Source organism: Streptomyces sp. NPDC002588 (genome assembly GCF_040295925.1).
Classification (GTDB): domain Bacteria; phylum Actinomycetota; class Actinomycetes; order Streptomycetales; family Streptomycetaceae; genus Streptomyces.
This window is the reverse complement of record NZ_JBEOWF010000026.1, coordinates 20,765-44,058: the sequence shown is the minus strand read 5'-3', so window position 1 is coordinate 44,058 and position 23,294 is coordinate 20,765. Positions and strand designations below refer to the sequence as shown.

General features: G+C 71.6%; 8 protein-coding genes and 1 tRNA gene. 5 read left to right on the top strand and 4 right to left on the bottom strand.

All coding sequences use genetic code 11. From position 1 onward, the window contains the following. The first annotated feature begins 40 nt into the window (after positions 1-40). The 4 genes from tmk (at position 41) to ABT057_RS27785 (ending at position 6,740) form a co-directional block, all read left to right on the top strand. The gene (gene tmk / locus ABT057_RS27800) at positions 41-3,424 is read left to right on the top strand and encodes a dTMP kinase (protein ID WP_352346336.1); all 3,384 of its coding nucleotides are present in this window, start codon (positions 41-43) and stop codon (positions 3,422-3,424) included. Between the two features lie 204 nt (positions 3,425-3,628). Next, positions 3,629-4,834 (top strand): DNA polymerase III subunit delta', encoded by a 1,206-nt coding sequence (locus ABT057_RS27795; protein ID WP_352346335.1) that lies wholly within the window; start codon positions 3,629-3,631, stop codon positions 4,832-4,834. A 120-nt stretch (positions 4,835-4,954) separates the two neighbouring features. Beyond that, positions 4,955-6,556 carry an alpha/beta hydrolase gene (locus ABT057_RS27790; RefSeq protein ID WP_352346334.1) on the top strand — a complete coding sequence of 534 codons (1,602 nt, stop codon included), beginning with the start codon at positions 4,955-4,957 and terminating at the stop codon, positions 6,554-6,556. A 107-nt stretch (positions 6,557-6,663) separates the two neighbouring features. After that, positions 6,664-6,740, top strand: a tRNA-Thr gene (locus ABT057_RS27785). 1,187 nt (positions 6,741-7,927) lie between these two features. On the opposite strand, the gene ABT057_RS27780 is transcribed toward ABT057_RS27785, so the two are convergent. The 4 genes from ABT057_RS27780 to ABT057_RS27765 all read right to left on the bottom strand — a co-directional run bounded on the left by ABT057_RS27780 (position 7,928) and on the right by ABT057_RS27765 (position 16,924). Next, positions 7,928-8,200 carry a nuclear transport factor 2-like protein gene (locus ABT057_RS27780; protein WP_352346333.1) on the bottom strand — a complete coding sequence of 91 codons (273 nt, stop codon included), beginning with the start codon at positions 8,198-8,200 and terminating at the stop codon, positions 7,928-7,930. A 253-nt stretch (positions 8,201-8,453) separates the two neighbouring features. Continuing rightward, the gene (locus ABT057_RS27775; protein WP_352346332.1) at positions 8,454-10,373 is read right to left on the bottom strand and encodes a hypothetical protein; all 1,920 of its coding nucleotides are present in this window, start codon (positions 10,371-10,373) and stop codon (positions 8,454-8,456) included. A 391-nt stretch (positions 10,374-10,764) separates the two neighbouring features. Next, positions 10,765-12,483, bottom strand: a complete 1,719-nt coding sequence (locus tag ABT057_RS27770; protein ID WP_352346331.1) for a hypothetical protein — start codon at positions 12,481-12,483, stop codon at positions 10,765-10,767. A gap of 475 nt (positions 12,484-12,958) precedes the next feature. Next, on the bottom strand, positions 12,959-16,924 hold the full coding sequence (locus tag ABT057_RS27765) for a ricin-type beta-trefoil lectin domain protein (RefSeq protein WP_352346330.1): 3,966 nt from the start codon (positions 16,922-16,924) through the stop codon (positions 12,959-12,961). Positions 16,925-17,107: 183 nt separating this feature from the next. On the opposite strand from ABT057_RS27765, the gene ABT057_RS27760 reads away from it, so the two are divergent. Continuing rightward, the gene (locus ABT057_RS27760; RefSeq protein WP_352346329.1) at positions 17,108-23,290 is read left to right on the top strand and encodes a ricin-type beta-trefoil lectin domain protein; all 6,183 of its coding nucleotides are present in this window, start codon (positions 17,108-17,110) and stop codon (positions 23,288-23,290) included. Positions 23,291-23,294 lie beyond the last annotated feature (4 nt).

Below are 23,294 nucleotides of genomic sequence, written 5' to 3'. Positions count from 1 at the left end.
TGCGCCCCGGACCGTCAGTCGCTGCCGATAGGCTGAATGCATGACGCGAGCCGAGCAGCCGACGGCCGACCAGCCGGCACCCGACGACGCCCTGGTGGCGGACTCCCGCGAGCGAGCCGTACGCGCCCTGTTGCGCGAACCACAGCTGAAGCGGTTGTGGAGCGCGCAGCTCGTGGGCGGGATCGCAGACGCCCTCGCGCTCCTGGTGTTCGTCCTCCTCGCCCTCCAGGCGGCCATCGCCGAGGGCTCGTTCGGGGGCGGCTACCGAGGCGTGGCGTTCGCAGTGGCGACCGTCTTCGCCGTACGGATTCTGGCCACCGTCCTCTTCGGCGCGGTCCTCCTCGGCCCACTGACCTCACTCACCTCCCCGGACGGCCCGCTCGACCGCCGCTGGACCATGGTCGGCGCCGACGGCCTGCGCGCCGCGCTGCTGCTCGTCGCGCCGCTGTGGATCGACTGGACACCTGACAACGCGTTGGCCCTGCTGCTGGTGACCGTGTTCGTCACCGGTGTCGCCGAGCGCTTCTGGACCGTGGCGCGCGAGAGCGCGGCCCCCGCCCTGCTGCCCACCCCGCCCCTGGAGGGTGCGACGGTACGGCCGCTGCCCGACCACATGGACGCCCTGCGCCGGCTGTCGCTGCGCACAGGCTTCGTGGCGATCCCGCTGGCCGCCGTCACCCTGGTCGTCGCGGCCTTGTTCAACAATCTTCTGGGCGCCGGAATCGACTGGTTCGCCCAGCACCAGGCGGCCCTGGCGTCCTACGTCGCCGGGGGACTGTTCGCCGGGTCCCTGTCCGTCGTGGTCTTCCTGGAACTTCCCTCGGTGCGCACCCCGCGCGCGCGGTCGCCCCTGGAGGGGCTGCGCCGGCCGAGGACGGCCGCGGGCGTCGACGCCGGCCGGACAGGCGCGATCCCGCTGCTGGTCCTGGCCTGCGCCGCCGTCGCGACCGCGATCGCCGCGGCCGTCGCTGTGGCCGTGCTGCACGCCAAGGACCTCGGGGGCGGCCCGGTGCTGTACGGCCTGATGGTGCTCGCGCTGACCGGCGGCGTCGTCGTCGGTGTGCGCACCGCGCCGAAGGTGCTGGTGTCGCTGTCGCGGCGCCGGCTGCTGGCGCTGGCTATCGCCTTCACCGGAGTCGCCCTGCTGGCCGCCGGGCTGGACCCGGACGTCACCAGCGTGCTGCTGGTCCTGGGCCTGGCCGGTGCCGGCGCGGGCGTCGCCGCCAACACCGGGCACGCGCTGCTCGACCAGGAGACCGAGGACCACCGCCGCGCACGGACGACCGAGCATCTGCACGCGGTCGTGCGGGTCTTCGTGGCGCTGGCCGCGCTGGGCGCACCCCTGCTCGCCGCGGCGATCGGCCCGCACCGCCTGGAGAACGGCAAGTTCGTGTTCGCGCACGGCGGCGCCGCCTTCACGCTGATGCTGGTCGGCGCCCTGCTGCTGCCGGTGGCCGCGCTGGTGCTGGCCAAGGTCGACGACCGCTCCGGCGTCCCCCTGCGCCACGACCTGCGGGACGCGCTGCGCGGCGGCGACGACCCGGCCGTGGCCACGGCGGCGAACGGCTTCTTCATCGCCCTGGAGGGCGGCGACGGCGCCGGCAAGTCCACCCAGGCCGAGGCGCTCGCCGAGTGGATCCGTGGCAAGGGCCACGAGGTCGTCCTCACGCGCGAGCCGGGCGCCACACCCGTGGGCAAGCGGCTGCGCTCGATCCTGCTGGACGTGTCGTCCGCCGGCCTCTCGCACCGCGCCGAGGCGCTGCTGTACGCGGCGGACCGCGCGGAGCACGTCGACACCGTCGTCCGGCCCGCCCTGGAACGCGGCGCGGTCGTGATCACCGACCGGTACATCGACTCGTCCGTCGCCTACCAGGGCGCGGGCCGTGACCTGTCCCCGACCGAGATCGCGCGCATCTCGCGCTGGGCGACCGACGGCCTGGTGCCGCATCTGACGGTGCTGCTGGACGTCTCCCCGGAGGCCGCCCGCGAGCGGTTCACGGAGGCGCCCGACCGGCTGGAGTCCGAGCCGGCCGAGTTCCACACGCGTGTGCGCTCCGGCTTCCTCACCCTGGCCGCCGCCGATCCCGGCCGCTACCTGGTGGTCGACGCCGCGCAGGAACCCGAGGCGGTGTCCACCGTCGTACGCCACCGGCTCGACCGGATGCTGCCGCTGTCCGAGGCCGAGATCAAGGCCCAGGAGGAGGCGCGCAAGAAGGCCGAGGAGGAAGCCCGCCGCAAGGCCGAGGAAGAGGCCGCCCGCAAGGCGGAGGAGGAGCGCCTCGAGCGTGAGCGGCAGGAACAGCTCGCCAAGCTGCGCGCCGAGGAGGAGGAGCGCAAGCGGCGGGAGCTGGAGGAGGCGCAGCGGCGGGAGGCCGAGCGGCAGGCCGAGGAGGCCAGGCAGCGCGCCGAGGAGGCACGCAGGCGTGCGGAGGAGGAGCGGCAGCGGCTCCTCGCCGAGGAGAAGGCCCGCGCCGAGGAGGAGGCCCGCCGCAAGGTGGAGGAGGAGCGCCGCAGGGCCGAGGAGGAGCGGCGCCGCAAGCTGGCCGAGGAGGAGGCCCGGCGGCGCGCCGAGGCCGAGGCGGCCCGTCTGGAGGAACAGCGCAAGGCGGAGGCGGCCCGGCTGGAGAAGCAGCGGAAGGCCGAGGAGGCACTGCTGCGGGCCGAGGAGGCGCGGCGCGCCGCGGAACAGGCCACGGCGGCGGCACAGATGGGCCCCAGGCCGCAGCGGCCGAAGGCTCCGTCGGTCGCGACGGACGCGGCGACCGTGCCGACGCCGATGGTCACCCCGGCGAACGCGTCGGGCGGGCCCGTGGACGAGACGGCGGTGCTGCCGCCGGTGCGCCCGGACAAGAAGCCGGTGATGGACAAGAAGCCGGTGGACGAGACCACTCCGCTGCCCCGCGTGCGCATGGACAAGGACCCTGACGAGCCCTCCGGGGCGTCCGAGCGGGCGGCCGGGGCTTCCGGGAAGGGCTCCGACGCCGAGGTGACGGCGGAGCTGCCCCAGCCGTCGGCGCCCCCCGCCGGAGCGGCCGACGAGACGGCCGTCCTGCCGCCCGTGCCCCCGGCCGGGGCCGCGGACGAGACGGCGGTGCTGCCACCGGTGCGGGACGCGGACACCGCGGAGGAGACGGCCGTCCTTCCGCCGGTACGACCGGACAGCCCCGCCGACCGGGTGCCCCCGGGCTTCTTCCGTGACGAGCGGGCGGGCACGGGCCCGGACGGCTCCGAGGACCGTACCCGCGAGCTGCCGCAGGTCGACGAGGCGGGCGCGCCCCGTCGGCGGCCGCGGCCGGACTGGGCCGAGGAGACGCCGCTCGACGACCTGCCGTCGCTCGCGGACGAACTGCTGGGCCCGCACCGGGACGACGACGGGCCCGACGAGGGCCAGGGCGGCGGCCGGGGCCGAGGCCGACGGCGCTGAGGGACCCGACGGCCCTGCGCGGCCGTCGCTTCCAAGGGCCGCGCCTCATGCCCGCGCCTCATGCCCGCGTTTCGTGTCCGCGTCGCCCGTCCGGGTTCCGTGCCCGCGTTGCGTGGCCCGGCTCGGCTCGGTGACCCCGTTGTCAGTGGTGGCCCGCACAATGGAACCGGCATGGTGGAACGTGACGAAAGGGCGGCGTGACCGATGACCGTGTGGGACGACCTCGTCGGGCAGGAGAAGGTGAGCGAGCAGCTGGCCGCCGCCGCCCGGGACGCCGACGCGCTCGTCACCGCGGCCACCTCCCACACCCCGCCGCCCGAGGCGTCGAAGATGACGCACGCCTGGCTGTTCACGGGCCCGCCCGGCGCCGGCCGCATCCAGGTGGCGCGGGCCTTCGCCGCCGCGCTGCAGTGCGTGAGCCCGGACCGCGCGCTGGGCGGCGTCCCGGGCTGCGGCTTCTGCGACGGCTGTCATACGGCCCTCATCGGCACCCACGCCGACGTCACCACCGTCGCCGCCGTCGGCACCCAGATCCTCGCCGAGGACATGCGTGACACGGTCCGCAAGTCCTACACCTCACCGGCCACCGGCCGCTGGCAGGTCATCCTCGTCGAGGACGCCGAGCGGCTGAACGAGAAGTCGGCCAACGCCGTCCTCAAGGCGGTCGAGGAGCCCGCCCCACGGACGGTCTGGCTGCTGTGCGCGCCCTCCCTGGAGGACGTGCTGCCCACCATCCGCTCCCGCTGCCGGCACCTCAACCTGCGGACGCCGTCCGTGGACGCCGTCGCCGACATGCTCGTGCGGCGCGAGGGCATCGAGCCCGCCGTCGCCGCGGCCGCCGCGCGCGCGACCCAGGGCCATGTCGACCGGGCCCGCCGCCTGGCCACCGACCCGGCCGCCCGCGAGCGCCGCGCCGCCGTCCTCAAGCTGCCCCTGCGGGTCGAGGACGTCGGCGGCTGCCTCAGGGCCGCCCAGGAACTGGTGGACGCGGCGGCGGAGGACGCCAAGGTGCTCGCCGAGGAGCGGGACGGCAAGGAGACCGAGGAGCTGAAGGCGGCGCTCGGCGCGGCCCAGGGCGGTCGGATGCCGCGCGGAACGGCGGGCGTGATGAAGGACCTGGAGGACATGCAGAAGCGCCGCCGCACGCGCACCCAGCGCGACAGCCTGGACCTCGCGCTCACCGACCTCACCGCCTTCTACCGCGACGTCCTCGCCCTCCAGCTGGGCTCGCGCGTCGCGATCGCCAACGCGGACGCGGAGGACACCCTTGAGCGCCTCGCCCGCGGCAGCAGCCCGGAGTCGACCCTGCGCCGCATCGAGGCCATCGGCGCCTGCAGAGACGCCCTGGACCGAAATGTGGCTCCGCTGCTCGCGGTGGAGGCGATGACGATGGCGTTGAGAGCGGGCTGACGGCTGCCGCCGGCCGGAGTTCGGGGCGCGGTGACCGCTGTCGGCTGACGGGGTTCACTCGTCCGTGGCAGATCGCGCACGTAATGCGCTCGACCAGTTGCACAGAGTTACGCTCGCGGGATGTACCTCAGGCGCTTCCCCGACAGGTCCCGCAGGCCTCGTGGCTCCCGCAGATCGCGCGCAGGCGTCACGCTCCTCTCCGTCGCAGCCCTGCTCGCCGTATCGGCCTGTTCCCCCGCCGGTTCGACGAGTACCTCCGCCGGCGCGGCGGCGCTGGCGGAGCTGGCCGCACTGCCGAAGGCCACCCCGTCGGCGCTCGCGCCGTACTACGGACAGACGCTGAACTGGCACTCCTGCGGTGTCCCCGACTTCCAGTGCGCCACGATGACGGCGCCGCTGGACTACGCCCGCCCGAGCGCGGGTGACGTCCGGCTCGCGGTCTCCCGCAAGAAGGCGACGGGCCCGGGTGAGCGGCTCGGTTCCCTGCTGGTGAACCCGGGCGGCCCGGGCGGCTCGGCGGTCGGCTACCTCCAGGCCTATGCCGGCATGGGCTACCCGGCCGACATCCGCGCCCGCTACGACATGGTCGCCGTCGACCCGAGGGGCGTGGCCCGCAGCGAGCCGGTGGAGTGCCTGGACAGCCGCGAGATGGACGCGTACACACAAACGGACATCACCCCCGACGACCGGCGGGAGACGGACGAACTCGTCGACGCGTACAAGAAGTTCGCCGAGTCCTGCGGTGCCCGCGCACCCCAACTCCTCCGCCACGTCTCCACGGTCGAGGCGGCCCGTGACATGGACATCCTGCGGGCGGTGCTGGGGGACGAGCGGCTGACGTACGTGGGGGCGTCGTACGGGACGTTCCTCGGAGCGACGTACGCGGGCCTGTTCCCGGATCGCGTGGGCCGACTGGTCCTGGACGGCGCCATGGACCCCTCGCTGCCCGCCCGCCGGCTGAACCTGGACCAGACGGCGGGCTTCGAGACGGCCTTCCGGTCGTTCGCGAAGGACTGCGTACGGCACCCCGACTGCCCCCTCGGCACGAAGAGCAGGGAGGTGGGCGGCAACCTCAAGGCGTTCTTCACCCGCCTCGACGCGCACCCCGTTCCCACCGGTGACCCCGGCGGCCGCACGCTGGGCGAGGCGCTCGCCACCACGGGCGTGATCGCGGCGATGTACGACGAGAGCACCTGGGAGCAGTTGCGCGGCGCGCTGACCTCGGCGATCAAGGAGAAGGACGGTGCGGGCCTGCTGGCCCTCTCCGACAGCTACTACGAGCGGGACGGCGACGGCCGCTACGCGAACCTGATGTCCGCCAACGCCGCCGTGAACTGCCTGGACCTCCCGCCCGCCTTCACCACCCCCGAACAGGTGGAGGAGTCGCTGCCGTCCTTCGCCAAGGCCTCCCCGGTCTTCGGCGCGGGTCTCGCCTGGGCGTCCCTGAACTGCGCGTACTGGCCGGTGAGACCGACGGGCGGACCGCAGCGCATCGAGGCGAACGGCGCCGCGCCGATCGTCGTCGTCGGTACCACCCGCGACCCGGCGACGCCCTACCGCTGGGCCCAGTCCCTCGCCCGCCAGCTCTCCTCGGCCAGCCTCCTCACCTACGTCGGCGACGGCCACACGGCCTACGGCCGCGGCAGCACATGCATCGACTCCGAGATCGACGCCTACCTGCTCCGCGGCACGCCCCCGGCGGAGACAAAGCGCTGCTCATAGCCCTGCGACCACCCCCGGAACCACCGCGCCCGGGGGTGGTGCGGAGCACCCTCGGAAACTGTGTAGACTTACCGACGTTGCTGATCGCACCATAGTGCGGACAGCGCGCCGCCTTAGCTCAGATGGCCAGAGCAACGCACTCGTAATGCGTAGGTCTCGGGTTCGAATCCCGAAGGCGGCTCCATGGTGAACCCCGGGTCAGGCCTTTGACCTGGGGTTTCTTCGTTTCGTTGACCTTGAGATTCGGGCTAATCGGACACTCGTGGTCGACGCATCGCAATGCGTAGGTCCGAGGTTGACAGCCAGTGGTGGTTCCGTTCTGTAGGGCCGTGAGCTGGCCTTTTTCCCCTCGCTGTCGACCCGCCTTGGTCTGTTCGGATTGGCGTGGTGGCCATTTGGTGGCCAAGCGTGCAGCCACCGTGCAGGCCGGCTCCCGATCAGCCGCGCAACTGGAGGTACACAGGGGAACGACTGTTGTGGCATCTCGACGATCGCGCGTTCAACCTGCTCCTCGTTTGGGCGGTTGCCGGGCACTGGCAGACTGCAGTCCTGTGCCGATTAGGGGATACGACTGCGGTCCGGTGATGCCTGGCGAGCCGTTGCTGGAGCAGGCCGGCTTCTGGTCCAACCACCTTCTCGGCCTCTGTTGGTCCGCCTCCGGTGAAGTCGGCCAGCGCCCGAGTGCGGCGACGACTGTGCCGGCACCGACGCGATGTCCGAGAGCCCTGAGCGCGCGCTACGGCCGGGCCCAGGCGAACTACTACGGTGCCCAGGGGGACGGTTCCGCATGAGTCGTTGCTGAAGACGAAGTCGTCATCCGACGCTACTGCGAGACCGGTGACGGTGACGACGAACTGCTGAGCATCGGCGAAGCGCTGCCCTATGAGCAGGAGCGTCGTATGGAACTGGGGCTGTCTCCCCGACGGGATGCGGCTCAGAGAGAAGAAGATGAGGACGTGGGTGAGGACGAGTAGAAGCGGGCCGTGTTCGACATGGCCCCCAGACTCGCCCAGGCCATAGCTTCTGCTTACGCCCGGCGCCGGCGGCCCGCTGGCGGTCCCCGCCGCGTCGCTCGCGCAGCGCGGACTCCCGGGCCGCCGCCCATTTCGGCGCGAGTTCTTCGAGCAACTCGCCGAAGTGTGCGCGGGAGACCCCGGACAGGGCAGGATGGGCACAGGCCGCACGGGCCCAGGTCAGCTTCACAACTCACCCAACCCGTGCGGCCCTTGTCACGACACGGCCTGACCGGGCCCGATGCCATTGCCCAAGCCCCAGTCGTTGTGCGTGGTTGGTATTGAGGACGCGGCCGAGCCCAGGTGGAACGGCTCAATCCGCGATTGCCGTCAAGGGTCTCAGAGGGCGCCCGACCCGTCAGTCCTGGGTGAGGGTGTCGGCGGCCGGCCAGATACCGTTGCCCGGCATTTCCAGCTGCTCGGACAGTGGCCGCCGCCACTCCGGCGGCGTGAACGGCTCGCCCCAGTAGTCGGTCACCCGGACGGCCTCCCCTGCCACCAGCTCAGCAACGGAGACGTTCCGATACACCCGGCCGTCGCCGTAATCCGTGCTCCACTCCACGACGAGGGTGTCGCCGCAGACGTGCCGCCTGCCCACACCGAGCCTCAGGCCGACGAAATGGGACTCCACGTCCGCGATGTGGGCTCTGCCGCGGATGAGTTCACCACTCTGCGGCCACTGCCGCACTGCACTCTCGGCTAGCGGAACTCCAAGGATCCGCTCAAGACGCGTCTGGTACGCCCTCTCTTCCATGTCATGAACAACCTGTGCGGCCCCTGTCACGTCACGGCCTGACCGGACACGGTCCCATTGCCCCCAAGGTCGTAAGGCGCGCCGGAGTTCAGCGTCAGGCCGCCACGGCCGCCGTGCGGGGTGTCGGTGCTCAGCGCGGGGCTGCCATGGCTGCCACGGCCGCGGCCAGGATGCGGTGCAGGACGGGGACCGGGATCGCCGGGTTGGAGACCGCCGCGCATGCCGTGTCGCGGTCGTGCAGCAGCCCGGCCAGGACGCGGGCCGGCAGCCGCGGATTGCGCATCGCGGTCCCGCGGACGTGGGCCGCCGGGTCGTCCAGCAGCCGCACGGCATCGGCCGGTGAAAGCCGGGGGTCCTCGGCCGCGCGGCGGCGCACCTCGGCTTCGGGGTCCCGGGCCTGGCACGCGACGTCGGCCGCCGTCGACTCCGGATCGTCCAGGGCCAGGCGGCGCATCCGCCCGCTGGGGTCGTCGGCGTAGCGCAGCAGGCCCGCACGGGGGAAGTGGGGGTGGCTGCGGGGGCGGTCGGGGTGACTGAAGCTGCCGTCCCACCAGCGCCAGACCTCCAACAGCATGTCGGCCGGCGCGTCGTCGCACGATTCGGCGAGGAACAGGCGGACCGCCCGGTCTTCGTCCCGCGCCAGACGCTCCACGATGTCTGGTGGGAGATGCCGGGCACGGGCCACACTGCGGCGGATGAGCGGATGGGACGACGTTGCGAGTCGGCGCATCGCGTCGGTGTCGCCGTGCAGGTCCGCGACCCAGGGCAGGGTGTGCGACATCGACATCGGGTCGAAGTCGTAGCGCACCGCGGCACGTTGCTCCTCGGTGAGGTCGGGGCGCAGCGCCACCGCGGAGCGGATGTCGTCGTGCGGGTCCTCCGCCAGGACGGCGACGCCGTGCGCGCCCAGGACCGGGTTGGCGGCCAGCGCCCGGCGTACCTCCGCGTCCCCGTCCCGGATCAGCTCCGCCTCCAACTCGGGCTCGAGGCGGCACTGTTCGAGCGTGCGCCGGGGCGCGGGCAGCGCGGCGAAGACCTCGCGGGGCATGGGGACGCCGGTGTGGTGGGCGAGCAGCGCCGCCGTGCGCACCGCGTTGTCGGTGTCGGCAAGCAGCCGCTCCCGCAGCGGCGCGGCGAGGTCATCCCACCGGCCGCAGGCCGCCGTCCGCACCCGGGGATCGGCGTCGGCCGCGAGGCTGGAGAGGTGGTGTGCGGGGAGCCCCGGGAGTTCGGCGGCCAGGGCGCGGGACGGGCCGGCGAGGAGGTCGTCGTACAGGTCCTCGGGGAGTTCGGCGCCCCAGATGCGGGCATGCTCCGCCCAGAGCACGCGCCGCCTCGGCGACGGTTCGGCACGGACCAGGCGTACCCACTGATCGGACGTGAGCTTGGGCCGGAAGGTGTCGGCGGGTGTCGATCGCACCCGCGGATCGGGGTGCGCCACAGCGGCGTCGAGGACGGCGGGCCGGTCGCAGCCGTGCAGGAAGCCCGCCTCCACATCCAGCAGCCGGATCAGCAGCTCGTCCGGCGCGGCCGGATTGGACCCGATCCCCTCCGCCCAGTGCATAGGCCATGCCGGCTGGCCGGGCACCGCCGCCCACACCTCGGCGCGCTCGACCTCCGTCTCGCGCCCGGCGGCCGCGGCGGCCTCCTCCAGCCGCTCCGGCAGTCGGTCGAGGGCCGTCACCCGAGGCCCGTCCGCGCCGGGCACCTCCGCCAGCAGCACCTGCCTGTCGAGGGAGAGCGCCATGAACCCGGGGTCGCCGGTCAGCCCCGGCACACCGCCGCCGGCGTAGCGGACCCGGGTCCACCAGGAGTCGTTGCCGCCGATCCGATGTCCGAGGACGGCCACCAGGAACTCGCCGTCGACATTGGAAAGGCGGCGCCACCACGCGGCATCGAGCGCTTCCCGGGCCGTACCGTCCGGCGCCGCGATCCCCCGCGCGATTCGCCAGCCGGCCTCCGGCGGGAACAGGCTGCCCGGGCGCACGTCCTCGACGACCGTGAGCCCGGCGCGTACGAGCAGTTCGTGTAGTTCCTCTCGGTGCTGCACGCGGTCATGATCCCCGCCGGCTCGCGGCGGGACAAGGCCCTCAGCCCAGGCGCAACCGACTCTCCCCCGCGTAACACGTCATTGGCTGCGATGTCGTTCGGCGGCCCCACCCGGGCGACTTGAGTCGGCCCCACTTGAGCAGCGGCGGCCTTCGCAGGCTCTGGCAGAGACCGGGATGCCGGCAGGGGGCCGCTTCGAGCCGTCATGGATCTTCACGAAACGGGGCCGCTTGGAGTCGTCATACCGGGGCCGAATGACGACGTCGTAGCCACCCGTACGGATTGGCTGGAGAAGTACCGCCAGGGTCCTACCGCATCTGACCGCCTGCGACGCGCCCGGAGACGCGCCGCTTCTCCTGCCGGGGAGCGCGTCGCAGGCCGGATGAGTTCGGTCAGGCGCTCTCTCCCGGGTCTGCTGGTTCGGGCCATGGGAAGCCGAGTGCCTCGGCGTGCGAGCGGCTGCCTCCCCTGACCTGCGCGTAGGTCTTCGGGTCCTGCTCGGTGAGTTGCCGCAGCGCCGCAGCGGCCTGATTCTCGGGAGGTGTGCCGTCGTCGGGAAGGCTCCAGACGAACTGCAGCCAGGGGCCGTCTTTGTCCCGCTGCTCGGCGGCAAGGCCCGGCCAGTACGTGAAGGAGACCACGGTCGAGTCCTGATCGTGGAAGTCGGTGCCGATCCAGCCGACCTGGCCGTCCCATCGGGTGAGGAGATCGGGTTGTTCGCGTAGCCCCGCGGCTATCAAGCGGGCGGTGTTTCGAGCCGGCCAGGCCCAGGACCGGTCGTTCTCGGCACGCTCGATCTCCGTGTCGTAGTCGGTCGCGTCGAAGCGGTACTCAGGGAGTTTCGCGCGGGGTTGCCGCGTCGGCGGGCGACGCCAGTCACGCCACACCACCTGGTCACCTTCCCTGCAGATGGTCACGTAGAGCGCGCCGCAGCAGCCCTCGGTGCAGTACGCCTCGGCGAGCTGTACCTCTCGGGGCTTGGCTGCGGCCCGCAGGCGGCCGCTGTCGAGAAGGTACTCGGGGGAGTTGGCCGGCCCCTTGCCGAATGCTTCGGGTACCAGGGGGCGGCCGTCGATCAACAGCCGTGCCTCGACCGTGTCCGGGTCTGCCGGGTCCCGCACAGTGGACTCCACCCGGAACCGGGAGACCGTCGCGCGGTCGAATGGCTGCCGTGCCGCGCGCCGTATCCAATGGACCCGGCGGCGTTCGGCGGGTTCTTCGGGCTCGCTCTCCGCGACGATTGTCCAGGACTGATTGCCCAGGACGGCTTCGAGGGCGCGCAGGAGGGCTTCCCTCTGCCCCGACCGCCAGTCGAGGAGCACGCTGGGACCACTGTGCAGGTCCAGAGCGACGGACAGCAGGATGGCGTAGTGGTCCAGCGTAGAGGGCAGTTGGGAGGCGCGTTCGACGAACGCGTCGTAGGTGGTGGTGGCCTGTTGGTAGCTGAGGATCTCGGGCTGGTAGTCGCGCAGTCCTGTCATTCGGGAGAGGAGACGTCCGGCCTGGGCCACGACCTGGGTGTCGGTCTGCTCCTCGCTGAGAATGTCGGCGAGTTGGACGGCCTCGGCAATCCTGCGGGCAGTTGAAGGTCCGACGGCACCTGAGTCGAGAGGGGCATTGATCAGCCATGTGCGGGCCTCGTGGTCATCGCGCGTGGCGATTGCGTCGATCAGGTGGCGCAGTGCACGGGTTTCGGCATGGTTGGCCAGCCATACCAGGGCTGCTGTCGGGCGGTCGAGGGCGGTGAGCGCGCCGACCACGGGACGGGCGAGGACCCTCAGCAGGCCGAGAACCTTGAGGTAGGGCACGTCCTCCGGCTCGCCGAGGCGAGCCAGGAGAGCGATGCCGACGTTCACGGTCAGTGTGCTGGTGCCGGCGCGTGTCAGATGGCGGCCGAGAGCACGGGCTGCCGCTGTGTCTTCCAGGGGCAGATCGGCCGTCGCAGCCTGAACATGACGATCCCGAATGCCCAGCGTGTGCAGCCTGCGGTGGATCTCGTCGGCGGCACGGACCGTGTCTGGATCGGACAGCAGGGGAGCGAGGATCTCGCGCACACCTGCTTCGGCCTCGCGCCAACCCAACGCCGCGCGCCTTTGTGGCGAGTCGGGCAAGGGGTAGCCGCCGTGAGGCAGTCGACCGTCGGGATTCGACTGGTACCGGCGCAGCGCGTACGCGTACAGAGAGGGCCAAGGGGCGGAGACTCCACCGCCTGCCTGGGCGCTCATCGGGTGGGGTAGGACTCGATTCCATAGGTCATGCTGCGGATCCTGTCACCACTGGTTGGCCGACGGCCAGGGATTTTTAGCTGGTCAGGAACGGACCTGAGGGACGGTCTTTTCAGCCGGCGGTCGACAAACCGGTCCCTGAAGCGCGCCGGGTCACCGACGACGTCGACGTCCGGTGAACTCCCGCCGATGCCGCTCCCCGCGGCGGGCAGAAGACGGCGGCAGTGCTCGTGGCCGTGGCGCTCGTGGTGGCCGCCCGGTGGTCGGACGCCTCGTAGGTCTCGGGTTCGGATCCCGAAGGCGGCTCCGTTCGATCCCAGGCCAGATGCTGTCTGACCTGGGATTTTTGCGTTTCTGGGGGTCAGTTGAGCTGTGTCAGTGTCGCGCTGCCGCCGGGTGCTGCCGCGTCCGCCGGGGGCAGGGCCACGGGGTAGAGGCGCACGTCGCTGAGGGTGGCGTTGGCGTATTCGCCGTAGGTGCCCGCCGAGAGGCGGCGGCCGAGTTGGACGGGGCCGGTCGCGTTCCAGGGGGTGGTGAAGGGTTTGGTGGTGGTGAGGCCGCCGTCGACGTAGAGGAGGAGGCGGCCGGAGTCGGCGTCGTACACGCCGACCAGGTGGGTCCATCGGCCCGCGACTGCCTTCGGACCGTACGCCGCCGTCCAGGTGTCCGTCGTGGAGTCTCCGGCGCGGCGGCCGAAGGCCCAGACTCCGGCGCCGGAGGAGTAGTAGAGCTGGAAGCCGGTGGTCGCGTTCACGGACGCGTCGTCGGACTGGGAGACGAAGGTGGAGTTGACCGTGTCGAGGGAGTTGAGTTTCACCCAGGCCGAGACGGTGAAGCCCTGGGAGGTGTCCACGCCAGGGGCCGTGGTGTCGGCGTAGCCCGTGGTGCCGGTCAGTTTCAGGGCCGTGCCCCGGGTGGTGTCGGTCGTCCAGGCGGCCGCGCCGTGCACGGTGGCCGGCAGGGCACCGGTGGAGTCTGCGGCGGTGGGGCCGCTGCCGTCGGTCAGGGGCCAGCGGTGGGCGGCCGCGTCGGTGACCGTGCCGAGGGAGACCCGGTCGGCGAACTCCGCGGTGGTACCGGTGGGGGTGGCACCCGGGTACTCGGTGAGCTGGCCGGCCGAGTCGGTGGCGTACAGGTCGGGCTTGCCGTCCGGGCCGCCGGTGGCGCTGTTGACGTCGCCGGGGGAGGCGACGGTGGGGTACTGCTTGAGGGGCAGGACGATGTCCAGGCCCGTGGCCGGGTGGGCGTTCCAGCCCGCCGTCGCGCCGCCCGTCCAGTTCTGCGCGGCCGTGTTGTTGCAGGTGTGCAGCTGGACCTGGGTGCCGTTGGCGGCGCTCTGCTGGGGGTCGTCCAGGCACTTGCCGGACTGTGGGTTGACCAGGCTGCCGGAGGTCCCGGTGGTCCACTTCTGTGAGCCGGTGCCGTTGCACTTGTACAGCTGGAGGAGGGTGCCGTCGGCCGTGCCGCCGTCGGTGGCGTCCAGGCACTTGCCCAGCACGCGCATGGAGCCGTCGTCGTGCAGGACCCACTGCTGGGCGGCGCTGCCGTTGCAGGTGTGGATCTGGACCTTGGTGTGGTCGGTGGTGTGGCCGCCTGCGGTCTCCAGGCAGAGCGTGCCGCCGGAGGACGTCTTCACGGCCGAGACGAACGGTGTGCGGACGGGGGCGTGCAGCAGCTTGGGCAGCAGGGTGGAGCCGTCGACGTCGATCGGGAAGGTGTAGACGGTGCCCGTGGTGTCGTCGCGGGCCCAGAGTGTGGGGGTGCCACCCGTGAGTCGGCCGTTGCCGTCGGTGTCGACCGTGAAGGTGCCGCCGACCCGGCCGGGGGCGATCAGGGTCAGGCCCGACCAGTCGCCGTCGCCGAGGAGGAGGGGGTGGCCGAGGTGGTTGATGCCATAAGTCTGGTAGAGCCAGAGCTTGTTGTGCTCGACGGTGAGGACTGCCGGGTGGTCGGGGTTGCCGTAGACGTCGCCGTCGACGGCCAGTTGTGCGATGTCCCAGGGTGTCGACGGGTCGTAGCCCGCCTCGGTGCAGCGGCTCGCGGGGACGACGTCGGTGGTCTCGCAGGGGTCCTTGGTGACGGGGTCGTAGCGGCGGCCGACGAAGCCGGGGAAGGTGGAGTACGGCGTGCGCGGGAAGGAGCCGTCGTCCTTGGGATCGAGGTCGTTCCTCACGACGTACAGATGCTGGGTCTTCTTGTTGTACGCGAGCAGGTCGTCGTGTGTGTCGCCGTGCAGGTTGCCGCGGTGGGAGATCAGGTAGTCGTTCCAGTCGCCGGTGGGTGCGCCGGACGCGGTGGAGACGATGACCGGTCCGGTGACGGACGGCGAGGTGCCGGCGACCGGTCCTTCCTGGGCCTGGGCGGGGGCCTGGGCGGGGTCGCTGTCGCCTGGGATCAGTTCGAGGTCGCCGGTGCTGGTGGTGGCCAGCAGGTCGGGGCTGCCGTCGCCCGTGACGTCCCCTGGGGCGATTTTGGTCTTCGGGTCCCACGGCGCGGTGAAGGTGTAGCCGACCGGGTTCTGGGAGAGGTTGCCGGCCCGGTCGGCGGCGACGACGTACAGGGTGTGCACGCCCCAGTTCGTGACCGGGACGGTGACCGTGCCGGTGGAGGTGGTGCCGCTGGTGGCGGTCACCTTGGCGGTGTGGCCGGTGGTGGCGGTGGGCTGCCCGTCGAGCTGCCACAGGAAGTGGTCGATGCCGCTGGCCTTGCAGCCGGCCGGGTCGCAGGTGTCGGCCGGGGCGGTGTCGGCGGCGGAGACGGTGAAGTCGGTGGTGACGCCGCTGCCCGCGGGGGTGTCGCCGGAGCCGCTGCCCACCGGCGGGAAGTGTGGGTTGTCGGCGACAGCGGGTGTCTGCGGCGGGGTGAAGTCGGTGTCGAACCAGCAGTGGTTGCTGATCGCCGACTTCAGCTTGATGGCGGAGTTGTCCTGGGCGTAGACGTCCCAGCCGTACTCGTGGCCGTCCTTGAGGGTGAACCCGATCGGAGCGTCTGCGTCCTGGCCCGAGGCGACCATGCCGCTGTCCGGGGTGCCCTTGTCCACGGCGTTGCCGTCGGCGTCGAGGTCGGTGCGGTCCCAGACGTGGTAGTGCGCCTCGGCGTGCTCGCCGGAGATGTGTGTGATGACCGTGGAGTGCAACTGGATGTTGCTGCCCGCGTCGCTGTAGGTCGTCGCGCCGATCCAGCCGGTCGCGGCGGCGCCGGTGACGCAGTCGCCGTCCGCACCGAGCGGTTTCGGTGTCGTACGGAGCTTGGTGGGGACGTCGGGCGTGATGTCGAAGTTCGTGATCAGGGAGAGGGTCTGCGACATGCGCAGGTAGTCGTCGTTGGAGCTGGTCTTCGACTCGTTGCCGAACAGGCCGATGGTCCAGGTGGACTTGTTGCCGTCGGCGATCTTCTGGATCTGGTCGTCGACCCGGAAGCTCGCGGTGCTGTTGGAGCAGTTGTCGTTGTGCCCGCTGGGGACCGTGGTCTTCACCGCCGGGTAGCCGTTGTCGTCGAGAGTGCCCGGCTGGTGCTGCCAGTCGGTGTTCTCGTTGATGCCACCGGTGGTGTGCAGGGTGATCGGCTGGTCGTGCGAGCAGTCGAGGCTGGCCGCGTAGGTGGTGCTGACCTTCACCTCGGCCTTGATGACGGTCATCGACGGGTCGAGTCCGCTGGTGTTGACCGCGTAGTACGACCGTTCGAGGCCGACTCCGCAGGCCCCGCCCCAGCGCTGGTAGCCGACGCCCTCGCCGTTGGTCTGGGGCTTGTTGTACTGCGGGGCGTCGGAGCAGGCCGAGCTGGAGTAGACCTCGTCGTAGGCACCGGACTTGCTGGTGACCGGGTTCTCGAAGGGGTCGATGTAGACGGGGTAGCGCGTGTCGGGGTCGTCGAGCAGCGAGGTGTCCGGGGCCAGGGTGATCGCGTCGTCGACGGTGGTCATCGGGACCTGGCCGACCTGGGCGCCTGGGCCCGGCCCGGCGGTGGAGGAGGTGTCGGCGGGAGCCCCCGAGGCCTCGGTGAGGGCCACCGGGACGTCGGCGGCGTCCCGGACGAACGACGCGGGCCGAACGGCCGATGGCGTGTCCGTCGGGTCCGAAGGGACGCCCGACGACGTGTCCGTCGCGTCCGACGCCGCCGCCGTGCCGGAGTCCCACATCAACGGCGGCGGACTGGTGTACGACACGGAGCCGTCCGCGGTGGTGGCGGTCATGCCGCCCGCAGGTGTCGCCGCCAGGTCGAGGCCGTCCGTGTCCGTGGCCACGATGAGCCTGCGCACGCGCGGATCGGCGGCGGCCTTCGCGTCGTGGACGACCAGGACGTCACTGAAACCGCCCTGGTCCGTCACCGAGACCGACAGGTCGACGCCGGGCAGGACGGACGGATACAGCGCGGAACAGCGACTCGGACGGCAAGAAGTCCCGCTGCGACAAGCCCGAGGGCTGGCGCTGGAACCTGGACTTCGTCGTCTCGCCCACCGGCTTCGTACAGCGCTACGACTACTCCACCGAGACCGGCTACTACGACCTCGGTGGCGGCCAGGCGGCGGCGACCGACGACCCCGCACTGGCCGGACGTCCCCTGGGACCTGCACTGCGACCCGACCGACAAGACGAAGCTGCCGGACGACGCGACCAAGGTGCCGACGGACGTGTGCGTCGTGTCGTCGCCGACCTTCTGGTCGACCACCCGGCTGGACACCATCACCACGAAGGTGCACGTCAAGGACGGTGACACCGACAAACTGGTCCCGGTCGACTCCTACGCCCTCGGTCAGGTGTACTCCGACGCGGGCGGAGCCGTCGATCCGGTCACCGGCACCACCGTCGATCCCAAGGACGCGGGCTCCCTCCAGGCAGTGATGTGGCTGCAGTCCATCCGCCACACCGGGAAGGGCACCTACGGCAACGCCGACAGCGACATCGCCCTCAACCAGGTCTCCTTCACCGGCACCGAGATCGACAACCGGGTCGACGACGACTCGCCGTCGGCGCCGCCGCTGTACCGGCCGCGGATCTCCGACGTCCAGACGGAGACCGGTGAGTCGATCACCGTCGAGTACAACCAGACCCCGTGCGCGGGCAAGACGCTCGACATCGAGCACGCCGATGCCAACAGCAACTCCTGCTACCCCGTGTACTGGACGGTCCCCGGCGCCTCCAAACCGATCGCCGACTGGTTCAACAAGGTCACCGTCCACAGCGTCACCACCGCCGACCTGACGATTGCCGCCCAGTACAACCCGGACGCCTCCAAGATCCCGGCCGGCTCCGAGGCCCACGTCTCCACATACGCCTACTCGGGCCCCGCCTGGCACCGTGACGACTCCGACCTCACGGACGACCAGTACCGCACCTGGGACCAGTTCCGCGGCTTCCGCACGGTCACGGTGCGCACCGGAAAGGCGCCCGAACCGGTCACCCAGAAGACCACCACCTACCTCCAGGGCATGGACGGCGACTACAAGGCCGACGGCAGCCGCCGCTCGGTCAGCGTGGACGCCACGGTCGGCGGAAAGACCGTCGAGACGGTCACCGACGTCGACCAACTCGCCGGAACCGCCCTGCAGTCCGACACCTACACCGCCTCCGGCGGTTCGGTGAACGCCTCCACCGTCAACGGCCCGTTCGCCTTCGCCACCACGGCACACACAGACCGCACCTCATGGACCGCCTGGACCCAGGAGGACCACCCGGGCGAGACCGAACCGGACAAGGCCACCCTGCCCGACCTCACCGCCCGCCGGATCACCTCCGTCCAGAGCCACGGCTACGCCCTGCTCGCCGATGCCACCTGGCGGCACACCCGCACCGACACGGCCTACGACGACCAGGGCCGCGTCCAGACGGTCGACGCGCACGGCGATGTCTCCGTGACCGCGCAGGAGAAGTGCAGCACGACCGACTACGCCGCGCCCGCCTCCTCGGCCGGCAACACCATGCTGCTCGCGTACCCGGACCGCATCACCACGGTCTCCGGGCCGTGCGGCACCAAGGCCGGCGCCGACACCCTGCTCTCCGACAAGAAGATCTACTACGACGGCGACGGCTCCGTCAGCGCCCTCGGCACCTACGGCACGGTCGCCCAGCCGCACGTCACGGGCACCCGGATCGCCACCGGCTTCGCCACCGACGGCACCGAGAACTGGCGCACCACCAGCGGCATCGCCTACGACGCCGCGGGCCGCGTCACCGACGCCCTCGACGCCACCGGCAACGGCACCCACACCGACTACCTGCCCGAGTGGAGCAGTGCGGGTGGCAACACCAACCCCACCAGCATCGTCTCCACCAACCAGAAGCAGTGGAGGGTCACCTCCACGCTCGACCCGCTGCGCGGTCAGCCGCTGCGCAACGTCGACGCCAACGACCGCGTCACCGACATCACCTACGACGCCCTCGGACGCCGTACCGCCGTATGGCTGCCCGGCCGCGACAAGGCGACGCAGAGCGCGGACATGACGTTCGCCTACTCCATCAACCCCGGCGCGGTCCCGGCCCCCGGCGGCACCATCACACAGCCCGGCGACCCGTCCTCCGTCACCACCCGCACCCTGCGCGAGGACGAGACCTACTCGACCTCCGTCAGCATCTACGACGGGATGCTCCAGCCCCGCCAGGTCCAGACGGCCGCCGACGGCGACTCCGACTCCGGCCGGATCATCTCCGACACGTTCTACGACTCCCACGGCTGGCCCAGCGCGTCGTACGCCCCCTACTCGGAGCCGGACCACACCCCTTCAGCCACCCTGTACGCGGCCAACGAGAACGAGATCCCGGCCGAGACCACCACGACGTACGACGGTCAGGGCCGCGCCACCACGAGCACCCTGTGGCACCAGGCGATCAAGCAGTGGAGCACCTCCACCGCCTACCCGGGTGCCGACGAGACCGATTCCACCCCGCCGGCAGGCGGCCGGGCGACCGCGGTCTTCACGGACGCCCTCGGTCGGACGGTGAAGTCGGTGGTGAAGAACACCGGCGCGACGGTCACGCTGGCCGGCGGCACCGTCATCCCGTCCGGCACCTCGCTGACCTCGGGCAGCGTCCGCCTGACCATGCAGGCCGACGGCAACCTGGTGCTCACCGCGCTCGCGACCGGCAAGACGGTGTGGTCCTCCGGCACGAGCGGAAACCCGGGCGCCTACGCCCAGTTCGGCACCGACGGCAACCTCGCGGTGTACACCACCGCCGGTGCCTCCAAGTGGAGCACTGGCCTGACCGCCACCACCGGTGCCACCCTCCAGGTCCGGGCCGACTCCACCCTCGCGGTCGTCGCGGGCAACGGGACGTCCGTGCTGTGGAAGCAGGGCACCGCGGGCGCCGTCCCGCCCGCCGACGCCACCACCCGCTACACCTACACACCCGCCGGACAGATCGACACGGTCGAGGACACCGCGGGCAACACCTGGTCGTACGGCTACGACCTGCTCGGCGAGCCGACCTCCCAGACCGACCCCAACACCGGTACGGCCTCCTTCGACAAGTACGACGTCCTCGGCAACCTGCTCCAGTCCACCGACGCGCGCGGCCAGGTGATGTCGTACGCCTACGACTGGGACAACCGGCTCACGGCGACATACGCGGCCCCCTGGTCGGCGACGCCCGACCCGGCCAAGCAGCAGACCGCGCGGGTCTACGACACCCTCGCCAAGGGCTACCCCACGTCCTCCACCCGGTACGTGGGCGGGGCGAACGGCAAGGCGTACACCGAGGCCGCCACCGGCTACAACACGGCCTACCAGCCACTGGGCTCCACCCTCACCATCCCGTCCGCCGACGGCTTCCCCGGGACGACGGCGGGTGGCACGGTCACCTACACCCTGAGTTCCACCTACACCCCCGGCGTCGGCCTCCTGTCGACCACCCAGTACCAGGCGGACGGTGGCCTGCCCGCCGAGCGCATCGGCTACGGCTACACGCAGCAGGGCGCGCTCGACGGATTCGGCGGCTACATCAACGCCGCCAACACCCCCTCCTACCTGGACGGCACGGTCCACGACCCGTTCGGCCAGGTTCTGCAGACCAACTACGGCCCCGTGGGCAAGGAGCTCGCGACCTTCGCCCAGTACGACGCGACGACCGGCCGCACCACCCAGACGTCCAGCATGCTCCAGACGTCGGCCACGGCCCTGGACGTCGTCAACTACCGCTACGACCAGGCCGGTCAGCTCACGGCGGTGGACGACCTCCAGAACAACACCACCCACGACACGCAGTGCTTCGGCTATGACTCCTTCCAGCGGCTGACCGCCGCCTGGACGGACACCGCAGGTATCACCGGTGCCGGCACCGCACCGGTGGGCGCGGTGGGCGGCTGTGCCACGGCTTCCGTGCAGACCAGCGCGGCGCCGGTGAAGACGAAGACGGTGGGCGGCCCGGCGCCGTACTGGCAGACGTACACCTATGACCTGCTGGGCGACCGCACGGGCGCGGTGAACCACGACACCGGCGGCAACGCGCTCGCGGACACCACCCATGCGACGACGTACCCGGGCGTCGACGGCACGACCGCCGCCACGCACCCGGACCAGGCGGGCGCGACCACGACGACCAACCCGGGCACGGGCACGGCCACGCAGACCCCGGCGTACACGGATGCGACGACCGGCAAGAACGCGGGCGACACGGCCAGCCGGGCGACGAAGACCACCGGCCCTCTGACGACCGGCTTCACCCTCACCGGCGGCGGCAAGCTGTGCGTGGAGGAGACGGGTTCGGGAGCGAAGGTCGACGTCAACACCTGCAGCTCGTCCGCCGCCGCCCAGCAGTGGACCATCGGCACCGACGGCACGGTGAAGGCGGCCGGCTTCTGCCTGGACACGGCGGCCAATTCGACGACGTCCGGTGCGGGCGTGGTCGCGGAGGCCTGCTCCACCGACGCCACCCAGAAGTGGCGCGTCACGTCGACGGGCACCCTGGTCAACGCGGCCAAGAGCACCTTGTGCCTGACCGACCCGAGTGCCAGCGCGACGAAGGGCACCCAGCTCACCGCCGCCACCTGCGGCGGCAAGGGCCAGACCTGGACGACGGTCACGACGGGCGCGCTGCCGGCGGGCCAGACGCAGACGTTCACCTACGACGCCGAGGGCCGCACGGCGACGGTGTCGACGCCGTCCGGCACCACCAGCCGCACCAGCACCTACCTGTACGACGCCGACGGCGACCTGCTGGAGCAGACCGCGTCCGTTGGGGGCACCGACAAGACGCGTGTCCTGTACCTCTTCGGGGGCGCGGAGCAGCTGACGCTGGACGTCGCGGCGAAGACGTGTACGGCGTTGCGGTACTACGCGGGGCCGGACGGGACGCGGGTGACGCGCTCCAGCTCGGGGTCGGTCACCTATCAGGTGGCCACCTCCCAGGGCACGGCGACGACGGCCGTCGACGCCTCCACCCTCGCCGTGACCCGCCGTTTCTACGATCCGTACGGCAACGCGCGCGGTACCGGCCCTTCCTCCTGGGTCTCGGCGGACGAGAACCACGGCTACCTGGGCAAGCCGGCCGACTCGGTCACGGGCCTCGACCTCCTGGGCGCCCGGAACTACGACCCGACGCTGGGCCGCTTCCTGACCCCCGACCCGGTCTTCGAGTCCGGCGACCCCAACCAGATGGGCGGCTACAGCTACGCCGGCGACAACCCGGCGACGCAGTCCGACCCGTCGGGCCTGTGCCCCAAGGACATCTGCGACGGGTACGGGCAGCACACCGGCAACACGTCCAGCAACTCAGGCGGTGACACCAGTACCTCCAGCGGTGACACCAGCGGCGGCAGCGGCAGCAGCGGTGCTTCGCCGACTCCGTCGCCTTCGCCGGGCGCGCCGCCGACTCCGGGGCCGTACCCGCCCGCGCCGCACAGCTTCGTCGCCGCTGTCGTCGTCAGCCTCGTCAAGACGGCGTACGACCTGGTCAACTGTGAGTTCTGGCTCAGCGGCGGCGGCGCGGACCACGACGCTTCCTGTCAGACGGCCGGCGGTGTCGTCTCGGGCGGCGGTCTCGAAGGAGGCGGTCTCGGAGCCGCGGAACGCGGTGTCGTGGGCGACGCAGAAGGGGCGGCGGAGGGAATCGTCGAAGGCGACGCGGCCGCCGCGGCGGGTGCGGGTGCCAAGGCCGTCGACGAGGCCGCCTCCGACGTGGCGGACCTGGCGGCGCTGAAGCGGGCGAACGCGCAGGCGCGGGCGGAGGAGGCGGACGCCACCGCAGCCGCGCCGTCCGCTCCCGCCAAGGGCGCCTCGGGTACCAGGCCGGAGGCACCCCGGGGTCCCACTTCACGTGGCGAGGCGGGACAGAAGTCCAGGCCTTCCTACGCACACACTGAAGCGCCCCCCGCCAGCTGGAACCCCGCTGAGCGACTTGCGCGAGGACGGCAACTCGCAGGCCAGGCTGCGGTTGCCAACCGTACGGCCAGGACGGCGGAGCGTTCCTACGTGTCCGGATACCACGTGGAGACGGGCGAACTCGCCGTCGCGTCCTCTGGCCCCGGCCTCGGCGCCAGCTGCGCTCTGACGTACTGCGCCGAGGGCAACGTGGTCCATCTGCTCGGCGGGGACTGGGAAAAGGTACGGTTCGGGACCGCCTATGTCGCGCTACGCACGGACACAGGTCTCGTGCCGATCGGGAAGTACGTGTGCCCGGAGTGCCAAAGGGACTATCCGCAAAGCGGTTTCGGGCCGGGTGTCGTGGGACGGCCGGATGGTGTGTGGTACGACGAGCCGTAGGGTG